Annotated in this window: 23 protein-coding genes and 1 pseudogene; 13 read left to right on the forward strand and 11 right to left on the reverse strand. The window is 49.7% G+C overall.

Annotated elements, in window-relative coordinates; all coding sequences use genetic code 11:
• Nucleotides 1–3: 3 nt before the first annotated feature.
• Both spoVAD and H583_RS0114705 read left to right on the forward strand, forming a co-directional pair.
• Nucleotides 4–1,032 (forward strand): stage V sporulation protein AD, encoded by a 1,029-nt coding sequence (spoVAD, locus tag H583_RS0114700; RefSeq protein ID WP_028561104.1) that lies wholly within the window; start codon nucleotides 4–6, stop codon nucleotides 1,030–1,032.
• Nucleotides 1,033–1,038: 6 nt separating this feature from the next.
• Nucleotides 1,039–1,899 carry a DUF421 domain-containing protein gene (locus H583_RS0114705; protein WP_028561105.1) on the forward strand — a complete coding sequence of 287 codons (861 nt, stop codon included), beginning with the start codon at nucleotides 1,039–1,041 and terminating at the stop codon, nucleotides 1,897–1,899.
• 94 nt (nucleotides 1,900–1,993) lie between these two features.
• Here the strand turns inward: H583_RS0114705 and H583_RS0114710 are convergent, their stop codons facing one another.
• Entirely contained in the window at nucleotides 1,994–2,878 is an 885-nt protein-coding gene (locus tag H583_RS0114710; RefSeq protein WP_211228338.1) for an SMP-30/gluconolactonase/LRE family protein, read from the reverse strand.
• A 658-nt stretch (nucleotides 2,879–3,536) separates the two neighbouring features.
• On the opposite strand from H583_RS0114710, the gene cyoA reads away from it, so the two are divergent.
• The 4 genes from cyoA to cyoD are packed head-to-tail and all read left to right on the forward strand — an operon-like array spanning nucleotide 3,537 to nucleotide 7,431.
• Nucleotides 3,537–4,469 (forward strand): ubiquinol oxidase subunit II, encoded by a 933-nt coding sequence (gene cyoA, locus H583_RS33080; protein ID WP_154665927.1) that lies wholly within the window; start codon nucleotides 3,537–3,539, stop codon nucleotides 4,467–4,469.
• 32 nt (nucleotides 4,470–4,501) lie between these two features.
• The gene (locus tag H583_RS0114720; RefSeq protein ID WP_028561107.1) at nucleotides 4,502–6,481 is read left to right on the forward strand and encodes a cbb3-type cytochrome c oxidase subunit I; all 1,980 of its coding nucleotides are present in this window, start codon (nucleotides 4,502–4,504) and stop codon (nucleotides 6,479–6,481) included.
• The gene (gene cyoC / locus H583_RS0114725) at nucleotides 6,481–7,089 is read left to right on the forward strand and encodes a cytochrome o ubiquinol oxidase subunit III (RefSeq protein ID WP_028561108.1); all 609 of its coding nucleotides are present in this window, start codon (nucleotides 6,481–6,483) and stop codon (nucleotides 7,087–7,089) included. The genes H583_RS0114720 and cyoC overlap by 1 nt, the downstream gene beginning before the upstream one ends.
• Nucleotides 7,090–7,431, forward strand: coding sequence for a cytochrome o ubiquinol oxidase subunit IV (gene cyoD, locus H583_RS0114730; protein WP_028561109.1), 342 nt, complete (start codon nucleotides 7,090–7,092; stop codon nucleotides 7,429–7,431).
• 165 nt (nucleotides 7,432–7,596) lie between these two features.
• Here cyoD and H583_RS0114735 read toward each other — a convergent pair whose 3' ends face one another.
• The 5 genes and pseudogenes from H583_RS0114735 to H583_RS33095 all read right to left on the reverse strand — a co-directional run bounded on the left by H583_RS0114735 (nucleotide 7,597) and on the right by H583_RS33095 (nucleotide 12,686).
• On the reverse strand, nucleotides 7,597–7,866 hold the full coding sequence (locus H583_RS0114735; protein WP_245585922.1) for a hypothetical protein: 270 nt from the start codon (nucleotides 7,864–7,866) through the stop codon (nucleotides 7,597–7,599).
• A 109-nt stretch (nucleotides 7,867–7,975) separates the two neighbouring features.
• Nucleotides 7,976–8,911: pseudogene (rpoD, locus tag H583_RS33085) on the reverse strand (RNA polymerase sigma factor RpoD); the annotation flags it as partial.
• Nucleotides 8,912–9,374: 463 nt separating this feature from the next.
• Nucleotides 9,375–10,544, reverse strand: a complete 1,170-nt coding sequence (locus tag H583_RS0114750) for an ABC transporter permease (RefSeq protein WP_028561112.1) — start codon at nucleotides 10,542–10,544, stop codon at nucleotides 9,375–9,377.
• Nucleotides 10,492–11,235, reverse strand: coding sequence for an ABC transporter ATP-binding protein (locus tag H583_RS33090; RefSeq protein ID WP_051236499.1), 744 nt, complete (start codon nucleotides 11,233–11,235; stop codon nucleotides 10,492–10,494). The genes H583_RS0114750 and H583_RS33090 overlap by 53 nt, the downstream gene beginning before the upstream one ends.
• Before the next feature lie 8 nt (nucleotides 11,236–11,243).
• Entirely contained in the window at nucleotides 11,244–12,686 is a 1,443-nt protein-coding gene (locus H583_RS33095) for an efflux RND transporter periplasmic adaptor subunit (protein WP_051236501.1), read from the reverse strand.
• A gap of 427 nt (nucleotides 12,687–13,113) precedes the next feature.
• Between H583_RS33095 and H583_RS0114770 the strand changes: the two genes are divergently transcribed.
• The 4 genes from H583_RS0114770 (at nucleotide 13,114) to H583_RS0114785 (ending at nucleotide 17,798) form a co-directional block, all read left to right on the forward strand.
• Nucleotides 13,114–13,788 (forward strand): response regulator transcription factor, encoded by a 675-nt coding sequence (locus tag H583_RS0114770; protein WP_028561114.1) that lies wholly within the window; start codon nucleotides 13,114–13,116, stop codon nucleotides 13,786–13,788.
• Nucleotides 13,785–15,398 carry a sensor histidine kinase gene (locus tag H583_RS0114775; RefSeq protein ID WP_028561115.1) on the forward strand — a complete coding sequence of 538 codons (1,614 nt, stop codon included), beginning with the start codon at nucleotides 13,785–13,787 and terminating at the stop codon, nucleotides 15,396–15,398. Before H583_RS0114770 ends, H583_RS0114775 begins: the two co-directional genes overlap by 4 nt.
• A 147-nt stretch (nucleotides 15,399–15,545) precedes the next feature.
• Nucleotides 15,546–16,022 (forward strand): NUDIX domain-containing protein, encoded by a 477-nt coding sequence (locus H583_RS0114780; RefSeq protein ID WP_028561116.1) that lies wholly within the window; start codon nucleotides 15,546–15,548, stop codon nucleotides 16,020–16,022.
• Nucleotides 16,023–16,235: 213 nt separating this feature from the next.
• Nucleotides 16,236–17,798, forward strand: coding sequence for a methyl-accepting chemotaxis protein (locus H583_RS0114785; protein WP_028561117.1), 1,563 nt, complete (start codon nucleotides 16,236–16,238; stop codon nucleotides 17,796–17,798).
• 99 nt (nucleotides 17,799–17,897) lie between these two features.
• Here H583_RS0114785 and H583_RS0114790 read toward each other — a convergent pair whose 3' ends face one another.
• The 4 genes from H583_RS0114790 to H583_RS0114805 all read right to left on the reverse strand — a co-directional run bounded on the left by H583_RS0114790 (nucleotide 17,898) and on the right by H583_RS0114805 (nucleotide 21,135).
• On the reverse strand, nucleotides 17,898–18,614 hold the full coding sequence (locus tag H583_RS0114790; protein ID WP_028561118.1) for an ATP-binding cassette domain-containing protein: 717 nt from the start codon (nucleotides 18,612–18,614) through the stop codon (nucleotides 17,898–17,900).
• A gap of 27 nt (nucleotides 18,615–18,641) precedes the next feature.
• On the reverse strand, nucleotides 18,642–19,916 hold the full coding sequence (locus tag H583_RS0114795; RefSeq protein ID WP_028561119.1) for a hypothetical protein: 1,275 nt from the start codon (nucleotides 19,914–19,916) through the stop codon (nucleotides 18,642–18,644).
• 12 nt (nucleotides 19,917–19,928) lie between these two features.
• Entirely contained in the window at nucleotides 19,929–20,702 is a 774-nt protein-coding gene (locus tag H583_RS0114800) for a hypothetical protein (protein WP_028561120.1), read from the reverse strand.
• A 61-nt stretch (nucleotides 20,703–20,763) separates the two neighbouring features.
• Nucleotides 20,764–21,135 carry a GntR family transcriptional regulator gene (locus H583_RS0114805; protein ID WP_211228339.1) on the reverse strand — a complete coding sequence of 124 codons (372 nt, stop codon included), beginning with the start codon at nucleotides 21,133–21,135 and terminating at the stop codon, nucleotides 20,764–20,766.
• 262 nt (nucleotides 21,136–21,397) lie between these two features.
• Between H583_RS0114805 and H583_RS0114810 the strand changes: the two genes are divergently transcribed.
• From H583_RS0114810 to H583_RS0114820, 3 genes are read left to right on the forward strand one after another with little or no spacing between them, the layout of a single operon-like run.
• Nucleotides 21,398–22,195: an ABC transporter permease gene (locus H583_RS0114810; RefSeq protein WP_028561122.1), complete on the forward strand. Its 798-nt coding sequence runs from the start codon at nucleotides 21,398–21,400 to the stop codon at nucleotides 22,193–22,195.
• Nucleotides 22,196–22,205: 10 nt separating this feature from the next.
• Nucleotides 22,206–23,024 (forward strand): ABC transporter permease, encoded by an 819-nt coding sequence (locus H583_RS0114815; RefSeq protein ID WP_028561123.1) that lies wholly within the window; start codon nucleotides 22,206–22,208, stop codon nucleotides 23,022–23,024.
• Between the two features lie 20 nt (nucleotides 23,025–23,044).
• Entirely contained in the window at nucleotides 23,045–24,025 is a 981-nt protein-coding gene (locus tag H583_RS0114820; protein WP_028561124.1) for an ABC transporter ATP-binding protein, read from the forward strand.
• Between the two features lie 346 nt (nucleotides 24,026–24,371).
• On the opposite strand, the gene H583_RS0114825 is transcribed toward H583_RS0114820, so the two are convergent.
• Nucleotides 24,372–26,006 (reverse strand): amino acid permease, encoded by a 1,635-nt coding sequence (locus H583_RS0114825; protein ID WP_028561125.1) that lies wholly within the window; start codon nucleotides 26,004–26,006, stop codon nucleotides 24,372–24,374.
• Nucleotides 26,007–26,040 lie beyond the last annotated feature (34 nt).

Consider the following 26,040-nt stretch of genomic DNA (forward strand, 5'->3'; position numbering starts at 1 on the left):
CATATGCAGCAGGGGCATCAGACATGGGTATTCAATAACAGGCCGGTTATCGCATCAACAGCCGCTGTCGTAGGTCCTTTTGAGGGCCGGGGGCCGCTTGCCAATGATTTTGATCTGATTCACGGTGATTCCACATTAAACCAGGAGAGCTGGGAGAAAGCAGAGAAAGTGTTGTTTGAGGATGCAGCCCAGTTGGCAATCGAGCAGGCCGGCTTATTAAAGGAACAAATTGATTTTTTCATCGGCGGCGATCTGATGAACCAGATTATAAGCACCAGCTATGCCGCACGAACGCTCAGCATCCCCTATCTGGGTGTGTTTGGAGCATGCTCAACATCGATGGAAAGTCTTGCTCTGGCCGCTTATCTTGTGAATACCAGGGGCGGCAAGAATGTCCTGGCAGGCACCTGCAGCCATAACTCTACAGCGGAGAAGCAATTCCGTTACCCGACTGAATATGGCTCCCAGAAGCCCCCATATGCCCAGTATACCGTAACTGGCGCTGGCGCGGCTGTCGTATCCAGCAAGGGAAAAGGGCCGGTTATTACATCGGCCACGATGGGCAGGGTCATTGACATGGGAATCAAAGATCCGTTCAATATGGGCGCAGCAATGGCACCGGCTGCTGTCGATACTATTACAGCACATTTCCGGGATTTGCGGATTGGGCCGGAAGAATACGATATGATTGTCACAGGCGATCTGGCACAGGTCGGTCACGGGCTTGCGAGAGATTTGTTTGAAAAGCACGGGATTCCGATACATAAGACCGATTTCCAAGACTGCGGCATGATGATCTATGATTACAACACGCAAATGGTACAGGCAGGCGGCAGCGGATGCGCATGCAGCGCAGTCGTAACCTATGGTCATCTAATGAAGCGGATGAACCGCGGAGAAATTCGCAAGCTCCTTGTGGTCGCCACAGGAGCTTTAATGTCCCCTCTTGCCATGCAGCAGGGCGAGAGCATTCCCGCCATTGCACATGCTGTTTCCATTCATTATGACGATGAAACGATGAAAGGAGGTTGAGCGCTCATGCCGATGTGGCTGAGTATAGTCGTGCGTTCTTTAACTGCGTTGGCCGTTTTATTTCTGATGACCAGGGTACTTGGCAAAAAGCAAATTTCACAATTGTCATTCTTTGAATATGTGCTCGGAATTACGCTCGGAGAGTTGGCAGGCTTTATTTCCACAGATATTGAAGCCCATTTCATTCATGGCTTCATTGCAATGCTCGTCTGGTTCGTTGTTCCGTTCCTGGTGGAAATTCTAACGCTTAAGAGCGGGCTCCTGCGGCATTGGTTTGAAGGTAAAGGGCGCATTATGATTAAAAACGGAAAAATTCTGGAAGACAATCTGAAGAAAGAGCGATTGACCGCAGATGAGCTGCTGGAGCAGCTGCGAGGGAAAAGTGTATTTAACATGGCCGATGTGGAGTTTGCCGTTATGGAGACAAATGGCGAGCTAAGCATATTACTGAAGAAAGACAAACAGCCTCTGACTGCCAGCCAGCTTGGAATTAAGCTCGTTAATGAAGTAGAACCGCAAACGGTTATTATTGATGGCAACTACATGGATGCGCCCCTCTCAACACTCGGACTTAACCGGGGCTGGCTGAATGCAGAGCTGGAGAAAATCGGCGTTACAGTTGAAAATGTATTTATCGGTCAGGTGGATGCCTACCAGCAGCTTTATGTCGATCTGTATGACGACAAGTTGCAGGTTCCGGCCCCACAGAGCAAGGCGCTGCTGCTTGCCAATATGAAAAAGCTGCAGGCGGATCTGGAGCTGTTCGCACTCTCTACACGCGACAAGAACGCCAAACAGATGTATTCAGCCAATGCCGCACGGCTTGATGATCTGATCTCCGGATTAAAGCCTGCACTTCAAGGCTGAAAGCTTCGCCCATAAATGCAAAATACCTCCGCCCTGTCATCATAAGCACAGGACCGGAGGTATCTTTTTGATGGAACCTTAATCCAGGGAAATATTAAGCGTTAAAAGGAACCGATGCGATTCCTTTCACAGGAAGCTTGATTTTAAACAACGCGCCCGATAGCGGATACTGCTGGAGATCACTCTCAGACAACCCAACCTTTGCGGTAGTAATATACAGTTCGTCCAATGCTGGGCCTCCAAACGCACATGAGGTTACAAGCGGAGCCGGCAGACGTATTTCCTGCAACTGCTTTCCGGTATGCGGATTGAAGCGGGCTACCCGGAATCCTCCCCAATGTGCAATCCACAGCATGCCTTCCGCATCAATGCTCATGCCGTCCGGCGTTCCGGCTTCCCGCGGAATTTCGATTACTGTCCTTTTGCCGCTTATCGTCCCGATTTCCAAATCGTAATCATAAGCAACGACGCTTTGTGTATTGGAATCAATATAATAGAGGACACGGTTGTCCAGGCTCCAGGCCAGACCGTTTGATGTCGATACGCCAACTTCAAGCAGGCTCACACTTCCGTCAGGATCGAACCGGTACAGCGAGCCCGCTTTCGCTTCCCCAATCGTTGACATTGTTCCTGCCAGCAACCTGCCTGCGGCATCACATTTGCCGTCGTTGAACCTGTTCCCCGGGATATTACGCTCCGTATCGGACCATTCTTTCAACTTATTGCCTGCCGGATCATAGGAGTAGATTCCATTCTCCAATGCTGCGACAAATCCTCCCTGTGTTCGGGGAACTACGGCGCCGATGCGCTGCCCGACCGTGTACTCGTCCAACTTCCCTGAGGAGGGATCGTAATTGAAAAATCGCTTGCCTTCTATATCTACCCAATATAGTTTATTGTAGCGTACATCCCATACCGGGCCTTCCCCCAGTTCAGATCTGATATCTGTAATCACTTCCAGATTACCCAAGTTGTCCATATTAACAACCACCTTATTCTTATTTTATAATGAAGCATTGCTTATCCATTTGCTTGCAGCCATCCCTGTTCACTTTCGCCATTAATGTTTCCGAATCCTGCCATTGCATATTCCCTTTAATATCCAAAGTAAGCTGTTTTTTTCTTTTGAATGCGCATGCAGTCACAATTTCGCAATCTTTTCGTTACAAATTGTCGAACAATTAATGAAATGATTGTTACGATTAATTCAAAGCTATAGAAATCTGGTATCTTTATTTCAAGCGCCTTGTTATGGAGCCGGTCAGGCGCTCGTTTAACGCGGGGTATAAAATGTTAATTAAAAATGGAGGGGACATGACGGCTTGAATTTGTACAGCAGATCGAAGTACAGCGCCTTTCTTGTTGTTCAGATCATGTGATAAAAATCACATGAAATTCGAAATGCAGATGTTACCATTGACTGGAAATCGAAATGCGCAGCACGTAAGCGCCGCCCTGCTTGCATCAGCGGTTCGTGTTTACGCAAAAATATAAGCCAGCCATAAGCATGCAACTTATTTATGCTTGTATTTGCACCAAAGCCGTATTTCAAGCAATACCACGTTATAAGGAGATGAGAAACGTTGAAAAAGTCTCGGTTGGCCAAAAGAATCCTTGCTGCCCTCCCGCTGCTTTTGATGACGGTGTTACTGTCAGCCTGCAGCGAGAAGTACATCGTGCTTGACCCTAAAGGGCCGATTGGGCAGTCGCAGAAAGATCTGATTATTATTTCTACCCTGCTGTGCGCCGTGATTATCGTTCCTGTACTTATTCTTGCGGGAGTTATTGTTTGGCGCTATCGCGACAAACCGGGACGCAAGGTCGACTACAAGCCCAAATGGTCGCATGACACCAAACTGGAAATTACCTGGTGGGCTATCCCGATCATTATTATTGCGGTCCTTGCTACCGTAACCGTTCGTTATACTTACGCGCTGGAGCCTTCGCGCCCCATTGAATCCGCAGAGAAAGCCGTGACGATTCAGGTAGCCTCATTGGATTGGAAATGGCTGTTCCTCTATCCGGAGGAAGGCATTGCAACTGTGAATTACATCAAGTTCCCTGACAATGTTCCGGTCCGCTTCGAGCTTACTTCCGATGCACCGATGAACTCCTTCTGGATTCCGCAGCTTGGCGGACAGATTTATACGATGTCAGGTATGGCGATGACGCTTCATCTGCAAGCGGATCAGACCGGGAAATATTTCGGCAGCAGCGCCAACTTCAGCGGTAAAGATTTCGCCCAGATGAGATTTATTGCCGAGGCGTCTACAAAAGACGAGTTTGACGCTTGGGTGAAAGAAGTGAAAGCAAACGGCAATGCGCTGACCATCGACGGATACGAACAGCTTCAAAAGCCGAGCGTCGAAGATCAGCAGCAGTTCTCTTCCTTCCCTGAAGGCCTGTTCAACAAAATCGTAACCAAGTATGTGCCGGAAGGCAGTACAGGGCATCATCATGGAGGCGCGGTCTCCAGCAATGAGCCTAAGCAGGAGCCTGTCCAAACTGAAACGGATGAGCATGCTCATTCTTCGCATAATGCGGCAGAGTCAACACACGCTGGGCATTAGAGCGTGATATTCGAACGGAGGAGAAGTCCATTATGTGGGAAAATATCAAGACATTCGCGTCTGAATTTTTCGTCACCGGCGATCCGCTGATTTACGGCGCCGATGTGTCGATTGCACTAACACTTGTGGCTATTGTTTTCGCACTGACCTACTTCAAAAAATGGCAATGGCTGTGGAAAGAATGGATTACAACTGTAGACCATAAAAAAATCGGGATCATGTATATCCTGTGCTCGATTCTTATGCTGTTCCGCGGCGGCGTGGATGCGCTGCTGATGAGAACCCAACTGGCGATGCCAGACATGCAATTCCTTAATGCTGAGCACTATAATGCAATTTTCACCACGCACGGCGTCATTATGATTTTGTTTATGGCGATGCCATTCATGTTCGGTCTGTTCAACATCATGGTTCCGCTGCAAATCGGCGCCAGGGACGTTGCATTCCCGTTCCTGAACTCCCTGAGCTTCTGGCTGTTCTTCTGGGGAGCAATGCTGTTCAATATGTCCTTCGTCATCGGGGGTTCTCCTGACGCAGGATGGCTGGCTTATCCGCCGCTATCAGGGATCGATCACAGCCCTGGTGTCGGACAGAACTTCTATATTTGGGGCATTCAGATCTCCGGTATCGGAAGCTTGATGACAGGTATCAACTTCGTCGTCACGATTCTGAAGATGCGCACGCCGGGTATGAAGCTGATGAGAATGCCAATGTTCACCTGGTCCGCACTGTCCAGCTGTCTGACCATTATGCTGGCTTTCCCGATTTTGACTGTAACACTGGCCATGTTGTTCATCGACCGTTTCGCAGGCGGACACTTCTTCACACTTGACGGCGGCGGTAACCCGATGATGTACATTAACCTGATCTGGATGTGGGGTCACCCTGAGGTGTACATTGTAGTTCTGCCGGCATTCGGTGTATTCTCGGAGATTTTCGCAACCTTCTCCAAGAAGAAGCTGTTCGGCTACACCTCCATGGTACTCGCAATGATGAGTATCGCAATCTTCTCGTTCTTTACCTGGGCTCACCACTTCTTCACGATGGGTTCCGGCGCGAATGTCAATGCATTCTTCGCTGTTACAACGATGCTGATTGCAATCCCGACAGGGGTTAAAATATTCAACTGGCTGTTTACGATGTACAAAGGTAAAATTACATTTGAAACTCCAATGTTGTGGGCAATCTCCTTTATCCCGTGCTTTGTTATCGGGGGGATGACCGGAGTTATGCTGTCTGTAGCTCCTGCCGACTTCCAGTTCCACAACAGCTACTTCCTGATCGCGCATTTCCACCAGGTGCTGATTGGTGGTGTCGTATTCGGATTCTTCGCGGGACTGTACTACTGGTGGCCGAAAATGTTCGGTTTCCGTCTCAACGAGCGTATCGGTAAATGGGCCTTCTGGTTCTGGAATATCGGATTCTATGTATGCTTTATGCCGCAATACGGACTTGGTCTGATGGGTATGACACGCCGTGTCAACGAGTATGACTGGTCCCAAGGTTGGGATATGGGCTGGATGCCGCTCAATATCGTATCCACTGTGGGTGCGTTCCTGATGGGTATCGGCTTTATCTTCCAGGTATGGCAAATTGCGTACAGCATTAAAAATCACAAGCGTGACGTCAACGGTGATCCATGGAACGGCCGTACACTGGAATGGTCTCTGCCTTCACCGGCACCGGTATACAACTTTGCCACGCTGCCAAAAATTCAGGAGGTTGACTCCTGGTGGGAAGAGAAAGAACGCATTAAAGCCGGCAAGCCAACACCGCAAGCACCGCTTGAACCGATCCATATGCCGGACAACTCTGCAATTCCATTTATTCAATCGCTATTCTGGTTTATCGCAGGCTTCGGGTTCGTATTTAACTGGATGTTCTTCGCAATTCCGGGTCTGATCGGGGTTGCCGTAACGATGATTGTACGTTCGTTCCAGAAGGACGAAGGCTACTATATCCCTGTAGATGAAATCAAGAAAACAGAGGCTTCGACAAGGGGGGCAGGCTGATGGCACATCATACGGCTGCACAGACGGCTCACCATCATTCACATGAGGAAGAGCATGAATCATTAAAAACAATGGGTTTTTGGATGTTCCTGATTACAGACGTTATTCTGTTCTCAGTCTTGTTCGCAACATTTATCGTACTCCGGGGCAACTTTAACGGCGGCCCCGGGCCGCACGAGCTGTTCCAGATGCCTGGCGTCATTGCAGAGACATTTATCTTGCTGACGAGCAGCTTTACCTGTGGTCTGGCGCTGCTGTCCTTGAATGCCGGCAAAGTTAAAGGCGTTATCGGCTGGCTGGCCGTTACCGGCATTCTCGGTATTGCGTTTCTCACGCTTGAAATTACCGAGTTCGTACACATGGTTCATGAGGGTGCTACAATCTCGACAAGCGCATTCCTCACCGCTTTCTACACGCTGGTAGGAACGCACGGACTTCACGTAACGATTGGTATCGTCTGGATGACAGGACTGCTGATTCAGCTCAAGCGCAATGGCTTGAACGCGAAGACAAAACGCAAAGTCAACAATCTCAGCTTGTACTGGCACTTCCTTGATATTATCTGGATTTTCGTCTTCTCGTTTGTATATTTGATGGGGGTGATGTAGGTGGCAAACGTCAATGCAAATCACCATGATTCCCATGATCATCACGGCGAATCTCACGGCTCAGTCAAGTCCTATGTAATCGGCTTTATCCTGTCCATTGTACTGACGATCATTCCTCTGGTTGTCGTGCTGCAAGGCTGGATGACCGGCAACGCGGCAATCGCGGTTATTATGATTACAGCGGTTCTGCAATTTCTGATTCAGATGCTGTTCTTCATGCATTTGAAGGAAGAAAAGAAACCACGCTACAATCTGTTGGCACTCCTGCTCGCTCTGGTCATTGTCGTTACCGTAGTTGCCGGATCGATCTGGATTATGATGTACAATACTGTAGCTCATTGATCAATCATGCAATGCTTTAAGCAAGGCGCCGTTCAATTGGACGGCGCCTTGTTTTTTACAGTCATCTTCTTATTTCTTTTTATACATATTAAAAAACAGGGCTGATCTCATACTCTATGCAGAGTACAGATTAGCCCTGTTCATTCCGTCCGTTGTAATGAATCATCAGCCGCGCTTCTTCATACTGGATGAACGATTGTTAACCAGATGAATAGCCGTACGTATGACATAAATTTGAACACTTCCCACCAGACAGCCGATGCCGATCATAAGGTGCAGGTTCTTATCGCTGAAGTGATGGAGATTAAGCAGACATAAAATAACACCGATACCCAGCGTCAGCCAGGCCATGACAGTCATTAAATATACCAATGGCTTTACATTGCGTTCTTCTGTCGCGTTATCGCGGTTCGAATGTGTCATATTGTTGATCATAATTATTCACTCCCAATGAAAGCGATTCATTTATAGTCACAATTATGACACAATACCGAACTTTTTTCAACAATTCTGCGAAAAATGTGTTCACATTTTGTACATTTTTTTATTCAAGGAAGTCTTTCAGCTGCTTGCTCCGGCTTGGATGTCTCAGTTTACGCAGTGCTTTGGCCTCAATTTGCCGAATCCGCTCGCGCGTTACACCAAAGAATTTGCCGACTTCTTCAAGGGTACGCGGCTGTCCATCATCCAGTCCGAACCGCAGCCGCAGTACATTTTCCTCCCGCTCGGTCAGCGTGTCGAGCACATTCTCCAGCTGCTCCTTCAGCAGTTCATAAGCTGCAGAATCCGCAGGCGCCATCGCTTCCTGGTCTTCTATAAAATCACCCAGCTTGGAGTCGTTCTCTTCCCCGACAGGGGACTCCAGTGATACAGGCTCCTGGGCAATCTTCATAATCTCTCTGACCTTGTCCGGCGAGAGCTCCATTTCCTTGGCGATTTCCTCCGGGGACGGGTCGCGTCCAAGCTCCTGAAGCAATTGTCTGGATACCCGGATAAACTTGTTGATGGTCTCTACCATGTGTACCGGTATACGAATCGTCCGGGCTTGGTCAGCAATTGCCCGCGTAATCGCCTGACGAATCCACCAGGTTGCATAGGTACTGAACTTAAAGCCTTTTGTATAGTCGAATTTCTCAACGGCTTTAATCAGACCCATGTTGCCCTCCTGGATCAGATCCAGGAACAGCATTCCCCTTCCTGCGTAACGCCTTGCAATGCTGACAACCAGACGCAGGTTGGCCTCTGCGAGTCTCCGCTTTGCAAATTCGTCCCCTTGCTCCGCACGCTTGGCAAGCTCAATCTCCTCATCCGCCGACAGCAATCCTACTCTGCCGATTTCTTTCAAATACATACGTACTGGATCATTGATATTCATGCCGGGCGGCAGTGACAGATCATCCGCGTACCCTTCGTCATTTTCCTGGTTCGTATTCGTCATTAAAGAAATCTTCTCGTCCATCTCATCATCCACCTTAATACCAAGATCCGCCAACCATACCCCTCTTTGTGCCACAACTTAGTGCCAAAACTTTTCCCATAAAAAGTAACAAAAGACGTTCCATACCAGATGTCACTGCGTTGACAAAACTTTTCTTTTGTGTTAATATTGGAATGTAATGTTTTGGTCATTCGTGTCATTATATCATATTATATTTATTTTTTCAAGATCATATGTATACTCCGCCTTCTTATCAGAAGGTTTTTTCGTATCTACAGTTATTTTTAATGTTATTTAGTATTGATACAGTTACTGTTGTATTCAGCCAGGCAGCGCTGATTCGCTCAGTACTTCCCTGGCTGTTACCCTGTCTGCCCGCTTCTGTAATTCAAAAAGACGACTCCACGCTTACGGACCTGGAATCGTCTTTTATCTTTATTGCTGCTGTGCCTCCTCCGGCCCGTCTCCCCCTTGGGGAATCATCTGGACCGACGCAAGCGCAACATTAGTCGTATCTCAATGCGTCCACAGGTCTGAGCCGCGATGCCTTGTTCGCAGGAAAAATGCCGAATGTAATGCCGATTGCAAATGAGAAAATAAAAGACAGCGCAATTGTATCCCACGTCATTACCGCAAGCGTTCCCGACCGGGTCAGGAAATAGGCCGCCCCGTAGCTCACAAGCACCCCAACGATACCGCTCAAGCCGCTGATGACCAGTGCTTCCAGCAAAAATTGAAGCAGAATGTCTCTGCGTCTTGCCCCGATTGATTTGCGAATGCCGATTTCCCTTGTCCGCTCTGTTACCGAGACCAGCATAATATTCATGATACCGATCCCCCCTACCAGCAAGGAAATACTCGCGATGCCTGCCAGCGTGTTGGAGAGTGTAGCGGATACCGAAGAGATGGTCTCCACCAGATCCGCCTGGTTAAATATATTGTAGCCGCTTGTATTGCCCCGGAATTTCCGGGTAAGTTCCCCCTCCAGCGCCAGCTCAATACTGTCCATATTCGCGTCATCCTCCGCCTGCAGATATACGGAGCGGACGCCTTTGGTCTGAAGCAGGCGTGATCCCGCAGAAATCGGAACCATGATCTTGTCATCATTGGAACCGCCCAGAGAGGTTCCTTGCTGTTCCAGCAAACCGACTATCTTGTAGTGATTGCCGTTCAGTGAAATGGCTGCTCCAACCGGATCTGCGGTACCGAATAATTCCCCGGCAGTTCCGGTCCCGATAAGCGCCACCTTCTGCCTGTACGCCACGTCAATGCCGGTGATATACCTCCCCCTCTGGATATGAACGTTCCGAACACCTTCATAAGAGGGTGTAATTCCTTCCACAGTTACATTCACATTTTTAGTCTTGTATTTGGCCTGTACATTGCCGCTGATGACCGGGGAGACGTCCTTTACTCCATCCAGCTTGCCAAGCTGCTCCGCCTCCTCTACGGTGAGAGAGCTGACCGCCCCGCGGCCGCTAATATTGACGGACAGAAGATTGGTTCCCAGACCCGCCATCTGCTCCTTCACCTGCTGCCTGGTTCCATTGCCCATTGCAACCAGCGTAATAACAGAGGCTACGCCAATGACAATGCCGAGCATTGTCAGCAAGGTTCGCAGCTTATTGGCGATAATGCTCTTCCAGGCCATCCGGACTCCCTGGCTGAATTGCATGGTTCCCCCTCCTTTCCTCGGTAATGATGCCGTCTGTAATCCGAATGACAGATTCTGCTGCCTCTGCTACACCGGGATCATGGGTAATCAGGATAATCGTATGACCCTGACGGTGAAGCTGTTGAAAGATTCCCATCACTTCCTTCCCTGTCTTGGTATCCAGCGCCCCGGTAGGCTCATCAGCGAGTAAAATGGAAGGCTGGCTAGCCAGTGCTCGGGCTATGGCTACCCGTTGCTGCTGCCCCCCTGACAGCTGCCTGGGCTTGTGGTTCTGCTTATCAGCCAACCCCATTTGAGCGAGCATGCCAGAGGCGATCTCCCGGCGCTGCTTGGCTGGCATACCGCGATATACTAGCGGAAGCTCAACATTCTCAAAAGCGGACAGCTGCGAGAGCAAGTGAAAGCTTTGAAAAATAAATCCGATTTTCTCGTTCCTGACCCGCGCAAGCTGGTTGTCGCTCATCCGGCTTGCATCCTGTCCGTCAATAATATATTGGCCTTCGGAAGGGGTATCGAGGCAGCCGATGATATTCATCAAAGTCGATTTGCCGGAGCCTGAGGGTCCGACAATTGCCATAAATTCGCCCCGGTATACGCGCAGAGAAACTTTCTTGAGCGTTGTTAACGTCTCTGCGCCCATATGGTAGGTTTTAACAATATCCTTCAATTCAATTTCCGCATGTCTGCTCATATTAGAACTCAGCCTCCCCGCTGCATGCCACCGCCTCCGGCTCCGCCGCCGAAACGGACAGCACCTCCGCCGCCACCAGTGAAGCCGCCCGGGAAGCCGCCTCCCGCTCCCGGGGAGCCTGCGCGCGAATTCGTATTGGCAGAGGGAACGACCGAAGGCAATACAATTTCCTCGCCTTCACTAAGCCCGCTGACAATTTCTATATAGGTATCATTGCTGATACCTACAGTTACGGCTTTCATGGCACCTGGAACAGCACCAGCAGCAGCCGGGCCGCCAAAACGGCCGATACTTTGCCGTCCCGCCTCTCCTTGAGGGAGCGCTCTGCTTCCGGCACCGCCAGTTGTACCTGCCTGCGTATCGGCAGAACGGGTATCGCTGTCTCCTGCTTGCTCCCTCCGGCTTTGGCGGCCTTGACCGGCAATGCCTTGTCCCGGATTTGCAGGGGCATCCGCATCTCCTTCTGCTTGATGCTGTGCTCTCCAACTGTCTCCGGCACCTGCTTTTGCCGGGTTTTGTGATGTTCCTGGCGCCCCTGACGGAGCAATTGCAAGCTGCACCATTTTTTGCTGTCCCGCTTCATGGATCGCCTCGATTGGAACCATCAGCACATTATCCTTGCTTTCCACTGTTATTTCAGCGGAAGCGGACATTCCAGTACGAATTCCTTCCTGGGCCGGGAATTGGATCGTAACATCAAACAGCGCTACCCCATTGGTCGAGGTGCCTTCGTCAGCGATTTTAGATACCGTTCCCTCGATCTTCATATCTTCCAGGGCATCGAGTGTCACAGCCGCCTTTTGTCCAGGCTTCACTTTGGCAATATCCAACTCATCCACCTGAATGACGGATTGCAGCAGGCTATAGTCAGTAATGGTTAACACTGCTGCTCCTGACTGCACCTTCTGGCCTCCTTCGGCAACCTTCAGCGCAGTAACTTTGCCGGACATTGGCGCTGTCACATTCACTACTTTGTTTTGCTCCTCTTTAAGCTCCGCAAGCGACTTATTATTCGAAGCCATATCCAGCTTGAGCGATTCAATATCATAGCCGACATTCTCGCGTTCCGTTTCATTTGCTTCTACATATTTTTTCTTGAGCTTGTCATAATCCATTTGCTGCTTGGCAATCGAGGTCTGAAGTTTATCAATGTCCTTCCCTACATCAGGCTGCGTATAGGAAGCAATAATCTGGCCCTCTTTGACTACATCCCCTTCCTTGACAAGCAGTGCCCCGAGCTGACCTTCCTCAGGAGCTGCGGCATCTTTCGTATGGACGGCCGTAACCGTCCCCGAGCCTGACACGGCTACAGTCAGATTTCCTTTGACGACTCTGGCGGTACGCACCGGCGCACTTTGGACGGGCTCCTTTTTAAAGAAATAAGTGTAACCCAAGTAGCCGGCTGCAGCGACAAGCAGTACCCCAGTGACTGCAAAAAACCATTTTTTCATCCGTGACTTCCCCTTTATTTTCAAAATCCTTCATTTGCCGGAACAACCCTGCCATCACGGCTTGTCCATGTTATGTACTCGTCCTGCTTGCATCTGCTCCACACGTAAACGGCTTCTCCACAGACTATGCTTTGCAAATAATTGCTCCCCTCCCACTCTCTTTAGCTTGACGAAATTTATTTCATTGTCATGCCGGCGCCTGAAACAAGAATGAAAGGAAACTGAATGTTCGCTGAAGAGCAGCCGTCGCTATTGGTATACAGAGATAAAAACGACTATACTGAGATCAATGAAAAAACGATTGCAGCCCGGATTGCAGCACTCATGACGTTGTCAGCGTCGTTTTATATCAAACACGCGAATCCATCCAGGAAGAAATGCTGGCATTTATACATTTCGGGCTTGAATAAAAGGAAGTGAAACAGCCATGAAAGGCATAAAAATACTGGTCGTCGATGACGAGCCGAATATTCTGGATTTTCTTACCATGGGCTTGTCCAATGAGGGGTTTGAAGTAAAAACGGCGGCGGATGGAATTAGCGGGATTCATCTCGCGGAAGAATTCAGCCCCCATGTAATTATTCTGGATGTGATGATGCCGGGGATAGACGGCTTCGAAAGCTGCCGCCTGCTGAAAAACAACAGCCATCAGGTTGCTGTTATCATGTTGACCGCCAAGGACGATGTCGATGACCGGATTAAAGGCTTGTCTCTGGGTGCTGACGATTATATGGTGAAACCGTTCAGCTTTGGCGAGCTGTTGGCGAGAATTCAGGCGAGGCTGCGCAATCTGTTCCCGCAGCTGTTCGGCAAGCTGAACCTGGGCCCGTTCCAAATTGATGACCAGCGGCGGGAAATCTCCTATCAGGGTCAAATTCTCAAGCTGTCTCCGACCGAATATGATTTGCTTAAATATATCGTTGTCCATCATGGTGTTGTGCATAGCAAACTGACGCTGCTGGATAAAATATGGGGCTATGACTTTGGGGGCGAGGATAACATTGTCGAGGTCTACATCCGTTCTCTGCGCGACAAGCTCAGCGATAAGGAGCATCGGCTTATTCGCACGCTCAGAGGCGCTGGCTATAGGGTGGATTTATGAAGCTGCCTGGCTTGGGCCCGTTTTTGAAGCCTGGTTCTTTACGCAATGCGCTGCTTGTCCGCTCTCTCCTGGTGCTCGCAGTGCTGCTGCTGCTGATCGGAATTTTTCAATATATTGTAATGAAAGACTTCATGTACCGCAATAAAGCAGAAGCGTTGGAGGCTCAGATTATGGCCCTCCCCCGGAGCGGCTTTGCGGACTGGGGATGGCGCTTTATGCGTCCCGGCCCGGCTGGTGCCATGACCAGAGATGACAGGTCTATAGATGGTGCACCTGGACACGATACACCTGAGCGGCCTGCCAATCTTGAGGCTCTGCTTAGCCCCGAGATCCCGCTTAAACAGGAAATTCCCCGGAACGGCAAGGATAGAGCTGCAATCTTCCTTCCCCCGGGCACTTCGCTGGCCGTCATTGATACCGAACTGAACCTGGTAGACTTCGCAGACGAGAACGGTACCTCCGCTCCCCGGCTAAGCCGTGAACAATATATGGATATAAGGGATGGCTTGAAGCAGCGTCAGCACGTTCCTTATAAGGTGGTAAACAATAACGAGGGAGAAGAACAGCTCGTCGTGTTCCGACATGCTTTCCGGGGCATTGCGGGTACAGTCGGCGGCGGGAGCCAGGTCATCATCCAAATGGGACTGGAAACCGGCAGCATGAAGGATGTGCTGGTCAATCAGCTGCTCATTTTCACTATTCTTTCCCTGCTCGCGCTCATTACCGGGCTGCTCGTCTATTTGCCGGTCCTTCGCCGGACACTTATTCCGTTATCCAATGTCGTTCATGCGGTCGAAAAAACCGATGCCGGCAATTTAAATGAGCGTTTGCCACTGCAGCAGGGCCAGACGGAAATCGACCGGCTGGCACAAAGCTTCAATGGCATGCTCAATCGGCTGGAACAGGCCTTTGAATCTGAACGTGAAGCCAAGGAGCAGATGCGCCGTTTTGTGGCAGACGCCTCACATGAGCTGCGGACACCGTTAACCTCTATACACGGCTTTGTCGAGGTTCTGCGACGCGGCGCAGACAACCATCCCGAGCAGCGAAGTGCTGCTCTGCGAAGCATGTATGGCGAGACCAAGAGATTAAACGCCCTGGTCGATGATTTGCTGACACTGGCCAAGCTGGATCAGGCTCCGCAGCTCCATTTGCAGCCGCTTCGGCTTGACCTGCTCATTCAGGATATGGAACCCCAGCTTAAGCTGCTGGCTGGTGCACGCAAGATTGATTTTAACCTGGAGGAACCTGCGGTCATCCGTTGTGAGGCCGGCCGAATCAAGCAGGCGCTGCTGAACCTGTTTCATAATGCGGTTCAGCATACAGACCCGGAGAACGGAGAAATCACGATTTCCTTATCCTCTTCCGGTAGCAAAATTCATTTATCGGTTTCAGACAATGGTGCAGGGATCGAGGAATCGCACCAGGCCAATGTGTTCGAGCGTTTCTACCGCAGTGACTCGTCCCGGACCCGCAAATACGGCGGTTCAGGTCTGGGCCTGGCCATTACCCGCTCAATTGTCGAGACTCACGGCGGTTCCATCTGTCTGACCAGCCAGCCGATGAAAGGCACAACATTCGAGATTCACTTCCCCAAGTCCGCTCTATAAACGGCAGCACAAGGCTGATAGAGCCGCTGGCCGGAATTCTGTCAACTGAATGTGGCGGAATTCCGGCCTTTTCAGTTGAAATCTGAACGACATTCTCCTATAATGAATAACCCGGAATTGTATCCATAATTTAGGAGGACTTTGCAAATGAATAAATTCAGGCTACGGGCAGGGGCTTTAATTATTAAGGATGAGGCGGTATTGCTTATTCAATTTAAAAATGACCATGATGACGGTGTCCACTACAACCTTCCTGCGGGAGGGGTGGAACCGGGCGAGACCTTGGCAGAGACTGCTGTGAGGGAAGCAAAAGAAGAAGCCTGCGTCGATATTGAGGTGGGACCGGTCGCTTTTGTGTACGAATATCAGCCTGCTAAAAATAACTTCATCTACGGCGATGTTCATTCAGTTGGCGTTACCTTTGAATGCCGGTTAAAGGAGGGCTCGCTCCCTATGCTGCCGGATTCCCCTCACCCTCACCAGATCCGTGTGGAATGGGTTCCGCTGTCAGAGCTGAACACGATACAGCTTTATCCTGAAATCGCAAGGGATATTATCAATTACCACTATAAGCAGGCCTACCGCAGCTATGTTGAAGAGCATGAAATTCAGGCAGGAACATAATTTTCAGCATTCACTTGGACGGAAGAATGGACATTCTTCCGTCTTTTTCCATATGGTGTGACGTTACGGGCTGCATCTTTTGCATCTGAATTCGATAATTTTATAAATATGCTTTAATTTTCTAGTCTGTAATTCGATATCTATATCAGGGCCATACTCTCGCATTTGCCGTACTCTAAATATACTCGATGAAAAGGGGAGAACTTACGTCTAATGATCCGTCAAAAAAACAAGCTTATGAATTTCGTCTCGCTCATCATTGCTCTTCTTACAGGAGTCATTCATTTGCTTGGCAGAGGGTTTTACATCTTTGACCAGTCATCCCATGGTCACGGCATGCTGTCCTCAATGGAGATTGAACAGCAATTCAGCTTTGTGCTGTCTCTGCTCCTTGCACTTCCTGCCGTATTGTTCGCAGCTGCGATTGTTTTCTATATGCGCCAGCCTGAACATCCGCTCATTCCGTTATTGCATACGCTGACATTGACATTTGGCAGCATCTCCATGATCGCCGGGGCTGGCGGACATATTGAATTTCATTTTTCTATTTTTATGGTGATCGCAGCCTTGTCTTACTATAAAAATATCCGGTTGATCATCTTAATGACCGTTATTTTTGCGCTTCAACATGTGCTTGGCTTTGCGCTTTTCCCGGAGATCGTTTTTGGTACCAGTATTTATCCGTTTAAAATGCTGCTATTGCATGCCATTTTTCTGGTGCTGACATCGCTGGCGACGTCCCTGCAAATTCACAGCACTCTTAAAATTGAAAGTGAACTGATAAAGGAGCAGCAGAACCAGCGCACCCTCATTATGGATGAGATCACATCTAAGCTTTCAACTACAGCCGGTCAGTTGCTGCAAACTGCAACTCAGCTCTCCGGTCAATCAGGGCACAGCTCGGCCATCAGTGACCGTTTGGGCAGCATTGTGCAGGAGATGGCTGCGGGAGCAGAGAAGCACAGGAAGGTTATGGAGAGCAACAACACAATTATCGGGGAGCTTTCTGCCGGGGTCAGATCGGTCAATACGTCCGCCTCCGATGCCGCCGCAGCCTCAGAGCAGTCCTGGAGACAGGCGGAAGCCGGAAGCAGTTTGATCGGCAGCATGGCAACAAAGATGGAGAAGACCGGTCATTCAATAGCGGATTCGCATCATGCGGTTCAAGAGTTGAACCGGCAAATGCAGAAAATTGATGCTGTCCTTCAGGTCGTATGGGGAATTGCTGATCAAACGAAGCTGCTTTCACTCAATGCCTCGACTGAATCGGCAAGAGCTGGAGAAGCAGGAAGAGGCTTTGCAGTAATTGCGGCGGAAATCCGAAAGCTCTCCGAGCAATCGGCCTCCTCTGTCGGGGATATTACCGCCATTGTGGCGAGTATTCAGAAGCAGGCTAACGAATTGCTCACGGTCATGGATGTTGTGCGGCTGCATGCAGCAGCTACGCTCGAGTTGACAGATGAAGCCAAGGTATCCTTTGAATCAATTCAAGCTACCGTCAAACACACCGCAGGTCAAATCCGGGAAATCTCCGCTGCCATGCAGGAGCTTCATGCCGGCTCGGATCTGATGGATCATTCCGTCCGGGATATGAAGGTATTCACGAAAGACACTTCCGATCATTCCAGAATGATCGTCCAGACGTTTGATGAGCATTTCCAGTCGATCCGGCAGGTAACCGATGCAGCAGCCGTTATGTCCGGGCTGGCGGAAGAGCTGAATATGGTTATCGGAAGGCTCAGGGAACAGGAAGTGAGCCTTGAAAGCCCCAAATGAATGGAATGGAAGAAAAAGGAGCATAACCCGATCAACGGGCTATGCTCCTCCATAATCATAATGCAATCTAATGCAGACCGGGAGAACCCATCCGGCCTGCTAATCGTAGACTTCACTGTATTTGCTTCCCTTATATTTGGCGATTTCCGCCATTAGCTCCGGAAGCGTCTTGCCTTGATCCCTCAATTGATCCATATAGATATCCGCCTTGACCCGCCCTTTATGCAAAATAACAGCCCGGTCAATTACATTCTCGATTTCATCGATTAAATGTGTTGTGATCAGAACCGTTTCATTCCCCTGCAAGCCGGTGACCAAAAGCTTCAAAAAATCTTTGCGCATAAACAGATCCTTGCCCACAAACGGTTCATCCATCAGGATGTAATCCGCTTTTTTCGCAAGTCCGGCACAAATCTCCAGCTTCAGCTTTTGGCCTTTGGAGAAGGTCTTGATCTTCTCATCTGTCTCCAGCGTATAAAATTCGAGCAGCTTATGATAATGGCCTTGATCAAACCGCGGGAAAAAACACGTCAGAAACTCCCCATATTGGACAGGCGTCATATGCGGCAGGAAACTGCCTTCCTCCGTTATGAATGCCATCCGGTCGTATTGCCGCTGCGGAGGGAGCCCCCCGATTTTCACCTCGCCTCCATTCCGTTCGCCAAGACCCATAATGGTCTTGAGCAGCGTTGTCTTTCCACTGCCGTTATCTCCCAGGATGCCGACAATCTCACCCTTCGGAATTTGCAGGCTGTTCACATACAAATACCCATTGCTCGTCAAATACCTTTTCTCGACTTCAATCAATTCAATCATTTTTGCCCCCCCTTTCGATATCGGCTATTAATCTATTTGGAGCCCGCTAAATTGCCGGAGGAGATCGTGGTTGTAAGAAAAACCTTGAGGGGGCAGATTGATCGCACGAATCATATCATCATTCCGGTCTGTTACCAGTTCTCCCTTATACTTCTGCACCCCGCCTTCATACGCATAGAGCATCAAATGTCTGGGGAGCGCGAATTCAAAAAATATACGGCTGTTCTCGTCCTTTGCATCCCGCATCATTCGGACTGCATACAATTTGCCGTCTTTATAGCGCAAAGCTTTAATGCCGTCATCCGGGCCCTCCGTTCCGTCAGTAAAGGTTACTGCCGAAAGATCGGCTATATGGACGCCCTCGGATACATCAATTGTCAGCACCAGCCGCTTCACTTGATCCGGCAAGGAGGCAGCGCTTGTAAAGATGAGATAAAGAAACTGCTGCTGCTCATCAGTGAAGGCCTGGTAGCTTTCTGCATAGCTGCGTTCCTTCCACTTTTGAAGCGAGCCATTTAAAGGAACCTCCGCCACATCCGCCTGCCCCAGCAGACTTCCGCTATCACTGTCATAGCTGCTGATTTTCAGCTCCCCGTTCTCGGCAGTCAACAAGACCAGCTTGCCGCTGACTGCTTCAAGTCCTATAACCTGGGAGTTGGAGCTGCTGTCCCCCTCATTCGCCTGTATATCAATCTCTACAAGGCGGCGTGACTGCGACTTGGGCTTCCAGATTCCAGATGATGCCCAATGATGAAAGGCCAGCTCATAAATCCCGCTCTTTCCTGTAAAATCAGCCGTCACCGGAGGCGTAAAAAATACGCGTTGTCCGATGACAGCGAGGCCATATCCCAACGAATTGGTATACCTGTACTCGCGGACAGGCGCAGGATTGTTTATGTTCACTGACACCTCTGCCCTCCCGACCGGGTAATAGTTTTGATCAGAAATATCATACGAATGTACTTCAAAACGCGGCCCGCCCTCGGCCCGATACATCATATCGCCTGCAACCCTGCGATCGCCGGTATCATGATTCCAGATGCTTGCCTTCAACGGCTGATCATACAGTTCGGTCTGGTGCATCACCGCTCCCCGGACAATCTGAAAACGGGTATTATGATAGCTATCGCCAAGCGCTCCGGTTATCGTGATGTTTTCAATCGCCTTGCGATCCCCCTCAATGTCTCTTAACTGAAAGCTGCCATCTTCTTTAGCACTGTAAATTTGAACGCTATTAACAACGATAATTATGATAGCGAAGAGCAGAACAGGAATAGCTGCATGATTTTTGACTCGCTTCATAGGCTCCCCTCCTTATGCAATGGCTCCTGATTTCATCCATCTAATACTGTGCCACATGAAATATCCGCTGAATGCCAGCAGGAAACCACTGGTCCAATATAAATATACGGAGTTAAGAGGATTGATCAACTCATTTAATCTGTTGGCAATGATATGAACGACGATTGCAATAGCCACATTTAGCGGAAGGAATCCCCATCTCCTCTTGCTGCGTTCGCATAAAGCGCCATAGTAGAAACCGGTAATCAGTGCAATTAAAATACTGATCGTCGATAGGATGCTATGTGCATTAAACGGCAGCAACAGCCTAAAAAAATCGGAGCGGATAAAGGACAGGAACAGCCCGTTATTCATTACAAAATTCACATCTCCATCACTTTCGGACCTTAGCGCGACCAGCGCATATCCCAGCCTGATGCTGATGAGCTGCACAGCCAGCAATAGCAGCAGGCACATTGCAAAAATGGCAAGCTTGCTAAAGTAGACGGCCTCCCTTCTCACAGGCAAGGTCAAATACGTATAAATGCCTTTGCTCCCCCAATAATCCGCATAAATGCTTTTAAGGAAAAAAGCGCACAGGGCCAGCACATAAACCAGAAAAACAATTGCACTGCCGCTGGACATATAAACGGTCTCATACCGTTCATGCACAGTATAAGAAGCATAGTCTTTGGTTGCAAAATGCAAAAGTAAGAGCGGTGATCCAAGTACCCCGATACTAAGCAGCACAATCGCGCGCGACCATGCAGCGAACTCATGATTGAGCAGCCGATAGAAACCTTTCATACAGCACCCCTTCTATGTATTCATTGTATTATCCAACTAGTACAATATGCGCAGACTAAATCTACTCCCACAGTTGCCCGATCAGTTCTACCACTTTTTTGAAGGACAAATTAATTTCCTTGGCTGAACCAATGAATTCCTTGACCAGCTCCTCAGTCAGCTCCTTCTCAATCCGGTTGAAAATCGCCTCATCAACATAGATGACGCTGCCCAGCGTGCTGCTCGTGCGGACAAAACCTTCATCCTCCATGAGCTTGAACGCTTTCTGTACGGTGTTGGGATTAATATTAAGCTGTGCGGCTGCTTCACGCCGGGAAGGCAGCTTCTCTCCCGATTCAACCTGATTTAATAAAATTTTCCGCTTCACATACAATGCGGCCTGCATATAGACAGGGTCCTTCGTATTCAGCTTCAAGTCATAAAAATTCAGCACGACCGCTTCACCCGCCTTCATTACTTAGTTGTATTATGCGACTAATACAAAGGGAATGTCAATAGACTGACCTGAAATTTGGATTTTCAAACACTTTGTTTGTCACTTCAAAAATAAGCATTCAAACAATTAAAATTTTCCATTATTTTTATTTAATCAAAATCACTTTTGGGATTTATAGAAAAAATTCTTATTGCAACCATTATTAAGCTCCCTTATACTGATAAATATTTACAGTAGAAATAGATTCAGGGGGTCATCTATGCTGCAGGCTTATTGGTACATTACAAAAATGAGGTTGATCACCAGCCTTACCTACCGCTTTGAGGTATTCGCATCGGTCGGCACCAATCTTATTCTGATGCTGGCGTCTGTCTTTCTTTGGAAGGCTGCTTACGGCAACGGCACTGAGCAAGTCCAGGCGCTTACGCTTCAGGATTTGACTACGTACACTATTCTGTCCATTATGCTCGCATCTGTGTTTGTGTGCGACGTACAGGACACCATTTACTCCAAAATTAGAGAAGGGCAAATTGTGACTGACTTTTACAGGCCGATTCCGCTGCTCGCCTGTTATTTGGCAGACGATATCGGAGGCATGCTCAGTTCCATGGTCAACAAGGTAATACCCTTGTTTATATTTGCAGCACTGTTTTTTGGCGTTCCTTGGCCTGCCTCGCCTCTAAGCTTTCTGTTGTTCATCCCAAGCTGCCTGTTAAGCTACGCCATTTTGTGGCTGCTTAGCGCGCTCATCGGACTGATCGCCTTTTGGGTAATGGAGCTCGGCAACATGGGGATGGTCAAGGACAGCATCGTCCGTGTATTGTCCGGCAGCATTGTCCCGCTGTGGTTTTTTCCCGAAAGCATTCAGACGATTTCAAAGTTCCTTCCCTTCCAGTATACCTATCAGACGCCGCTCGGCATCTATATCGGGAATATCGGAGTACGGGAGGGGCTGATGGCGATGGGCATTCAGCTTATTTGGGTTGTGCTCTTGTATGTGCTGCTCGCAGCCGGATGGAGGCGCTCCAAATCAAAGACTTTAATTCAAGGAGGCTGACTTCTGCAAGATGGTAAACACTATACGCCACTATTTCTCCGTTGCCGCCTGTTTTGCGCGTCTTGCTGTTCAACGGCAGCTTGAATATCCGCTATTTCTGTTCAGCTGGCTGTTGATGATTCCCATTCAGTATTTCTCCGGCATATGGATGCTCAAAATTATTGTCGACCGCTTCCAGCCGCTGAATGGCTGGGATTTCCCGGAGCTGGCCTTCCTGTATGGACTCGGATTGCTCAGCCATGGCATTCTTGTCGTCCTCTTCATCAATACGTGGCATATTGACAACATGGTCATTCAGGGCGCCTTTGACCGTCTGCTGCTGCGGCCCATGAATGTTTTTTTTCAGCTTATTGCAAGCTACGTTAATTTTATCGGACTGATTGATTTAATTCCGGGACTTATTATTTTCATCTATGGCTGCCAGCTTGTCGGATTTGAGTGGACGCTTGGGAATATCATCAAACTTCTGCTTGTCCTCCTTGGCGGCGTGCTGATTCGCGCATCGCTGTTCATCAGCCTCGGCACGATTGCCTTCTGGACAAAACGAAATGCCTCCATGGTAGGCTTTACACTCTCTATGCTGGAGAGAGGCACCATGTATCCCCTCAGTATCTATCCTTACGTGCTGCAGGTGATTTTTACATTCATCATCCCTATCGGTTTCATCAGTTTCTATCCGGCGGCTGAGTTTCTCGGGAAGGGCAGTGAGAGCTTTCAGCTCCCGTTGAATTTCGCACTGGCTACCCCTGCTGTCGGACTGGTCTGCTTCATGCTGTCACAATGGATTTTCCGCAGAGGGATGAAAAGCTATGAAAGTGCAGGCTCATAATAAAGCGAGGTGCGGGTGATATGGAAGCTGTTATTGAAGTTAATGATCTGGTGAAGGAATATATTATTGTCCAAAAAGAAAACGGGCTGCGGGGAGCTCTCAAAGGATTGCTGTTCCCTAAGAAGAAGACCGTCCGCGGCGTGGACGGCATCAGCTTTTCCATTGCTCAGGGGGAAATCGTCGGCTATATCGGTCCCAATGGTGCAGGTAAAAGCACAACGATCAAGATGCTGACCGGCATTCTTCATCCGACTTCCGGCACCATTAAAGTATGCGGCATTTCGCCGCAGGCTGACCGTAAATCAGTTGTGCGCAAGCTGGGCGTCGTGTTCGGACAGCGGACCCAGCTGTATTGGGATTTGCGGCTCGGTGAGTCGTTTGAGCTGCTGCGGCGAATCTACCAGATCGACAACTCTGTCTTTGAAGAAAATATGGCCGTACTGACCGATGTGCTCAAACTGGAAGAGTTCATTCATACGCCGGTCCGGCAGCTTTCGCTCGGTCAGCGGATGCGGGGCGATATTGCTGCGGCAATGCTGCATTCTCCGTCCATTCTATTTCTTGATGAGCCGACGATCGGGCTGGATGCGGATGCCAAGCATGCGATCCGCCATTTCATCAAGGAAATTAACCGCAAGCGCGGCGTAACGGTCATTCTGACAACGCATGATCTGGATGATGTGGAGCAGCTGTGCTCCCGGCTGGTCGTCGTTAACCATGGCAAAGTAGTCGAGGATGGCCCGATGGTCTCATTGGTTCATAAGCTGGCTCCCCATCGCCTGCTTGTCGTGGAACTTCAGCAGCCTTTTCACGATCTGGAGCATCCTTCAGCGGAGATTATCAAGCAGGATGGACTGAAAATCTGGTACCAGTTTGAAAAAAGCCGGATTTCTGCCGCCCAGCTCATCTCCGAGCTGTCTCAGAAACTGCCGATCCAGGACCTGAGCGTCAAGGAGCCGGATATCGAGGACGCGATCCGTGAAGTGTATAAGACGACTTAAGTCATAGAGCCTGCGGGTATACGGACTGGTAAGTTCGTATACCCGCAGGCTCTTTTTCAATTCGTTCCCGCACCGGGGTTTCCTGGTTATCTCAGCAGGAAAAGCTCATTGACGTCACAATATTGGTTTATAGCGCCGGAATCATTTTGAAACTATGGAACCCGGTAGGGCGGCCGGCTAAAAAAAGAGAATTCCCAAGCGTTTGTGGAAGGGGAAGCGAAGAGTGAGTATGTAACGGGAACTAATAAACAGCTTAATAGTTTTAGGATATTAATCAGCCGGAGAGCAAGTCAGGCCTTACTCTCCAATCTTGACTGTTGTCATTTAACAATCAGGTTTATCCTCGTTAAATATGCCGGTATTGCTGTTCTATCCGCAGCAGCTCTTCCCTCGTGGCAGGCTGCTTTGGAAGCGGATGACGCCGCCTCAATCGCGGAAGTTGTGCTGCCAGTACTGCGCAAAGCAGCACAAGGACTGCAATCAGAGCGGCCGCGGCCGAAATATACAGGGCTGAAGCCAAAGCGACAAGCAGCATCCAGACAAATGCTGTCCAGCGCAAAGGCAAGCTTAGCCTGCCGGGATGCCAGACTTGCACATGTTCTCTGCGGCGGCGGCCTCCAAATAAATGCAGCCCGAGCGGTATTGCAAAGGCGATGCCTGTACTGACAAGCGTAAGACCCGTTAGCGGCCAAAGCCAGATTGTGCCGTTTGCATCATGCCAGGGATGAACGGCCACCAGTGCTGCAAGAATGGCCAACGCAGTTACGGTCAGGAGCAGGATCAGCCGCTCAGGGGTCTGTCTCTGCCGGGGAATCCAGGCGAACCAGCGCCCCGCTGCCGATCTGCGGTCACGGGAGAATGCAAACCACAGACGCGAGCTGGCATTAAGCACACTAAGGCCGCTGCCCCATAACGCCGCAAAGACACCTGCTGAAATCACAGTTCCCGCCCAGTCATTCCAGACTCCCCATCGTCCTGACAGCATTGCAATAAAGAAGTTATCATGCAGAGGCCCTCCGGTGCTGCTTGTTGTCAGCACCAGCAGCGTCATCAACACGTAGCCGAAAACAAAGCCGTAGACTGGCGCCAGATAAATGCTCCAGGGAACATGAAGCTGAGGCTGTCTGGCCTCCTCCATCGTATATGCAGCAGCATCCGAGCCTGCAAAAAGCTTGAACATAAACAACAGGGAAACCAGCATATGCGCAAAACCAACCTGTCCTGTTCCTCCCGGATCGAATGTAAATAAATATTCCGCCGGCTGCAAGCGGGGGCCGATGACCAGAAATAATCCTCCTGCAATTGCGGTTACAATTCCGACCTGAAGCCATAACCCCAGCTTCATAAAGCCTCTGATCCACAGCCGTCCCTGCCAGGCGACGAGCGCCTGTGTGAAAAGCAGCAGCGCAGCACACAGCAGAAAGGAAATGCGCCCCTCTGCAAAGCCCAGATACCCGGCTAGTGAGCCATGGAGAATCTGGGCGGCAAAGCCTGCAAAGAGAATGAGCAGTCCCATATCCGAGAGCCCTCTTAGCCATGCAGTCCCCCAGGACCATGACCGGCCCCCTCTGGCGCGCGCCCAATGGTAACAGCCGCCCGCTGTCGGCGTGGCAGAGGCAAGCTCCGCATTTGCGGCGGCAACGACGAATGCAAATAACGCCGCCAATGGCAGCGCGACACTGAAGCCCCATGCCCCGGTCAGCGAAAATACTGGGCCAAAATAAATAGCGGCCCCGGCCAATATGGACATCGATGTGAACGATGCGCTAAAGGTTCCAAAGCCGCTCCAGCTTCTCCTCAGCTGCTGGGCATAGCCCAGCGCATTGAGTGCCTGCTTATCCTGGATGTATTGCAAATATGACGCCGCGGAGCTTCTGCGCTGCCCGTTCTTGCCCGCATGCCGCTGCGCGGCAATGGCAAGGAACAGGCCCGTTCCGCATACAGCGGCAAACAATAATACACCGCCGAGTACATTGAACATATCCCTCACCTCCCTGACGCTATATGTATGGGAA

The sequence above is a fragment of the Paenibacillus pinihumi DSM 23905 = JCM 16419 genome, from assembly GCF_000422505.1.
Classification (GTDB): domain Bacteria; phylum Bacillota; class Bacilli; order Paenibacillales; family Paenibacillaceae; genus Paenibacillus_D; species Paenibacillus_D pinihumi.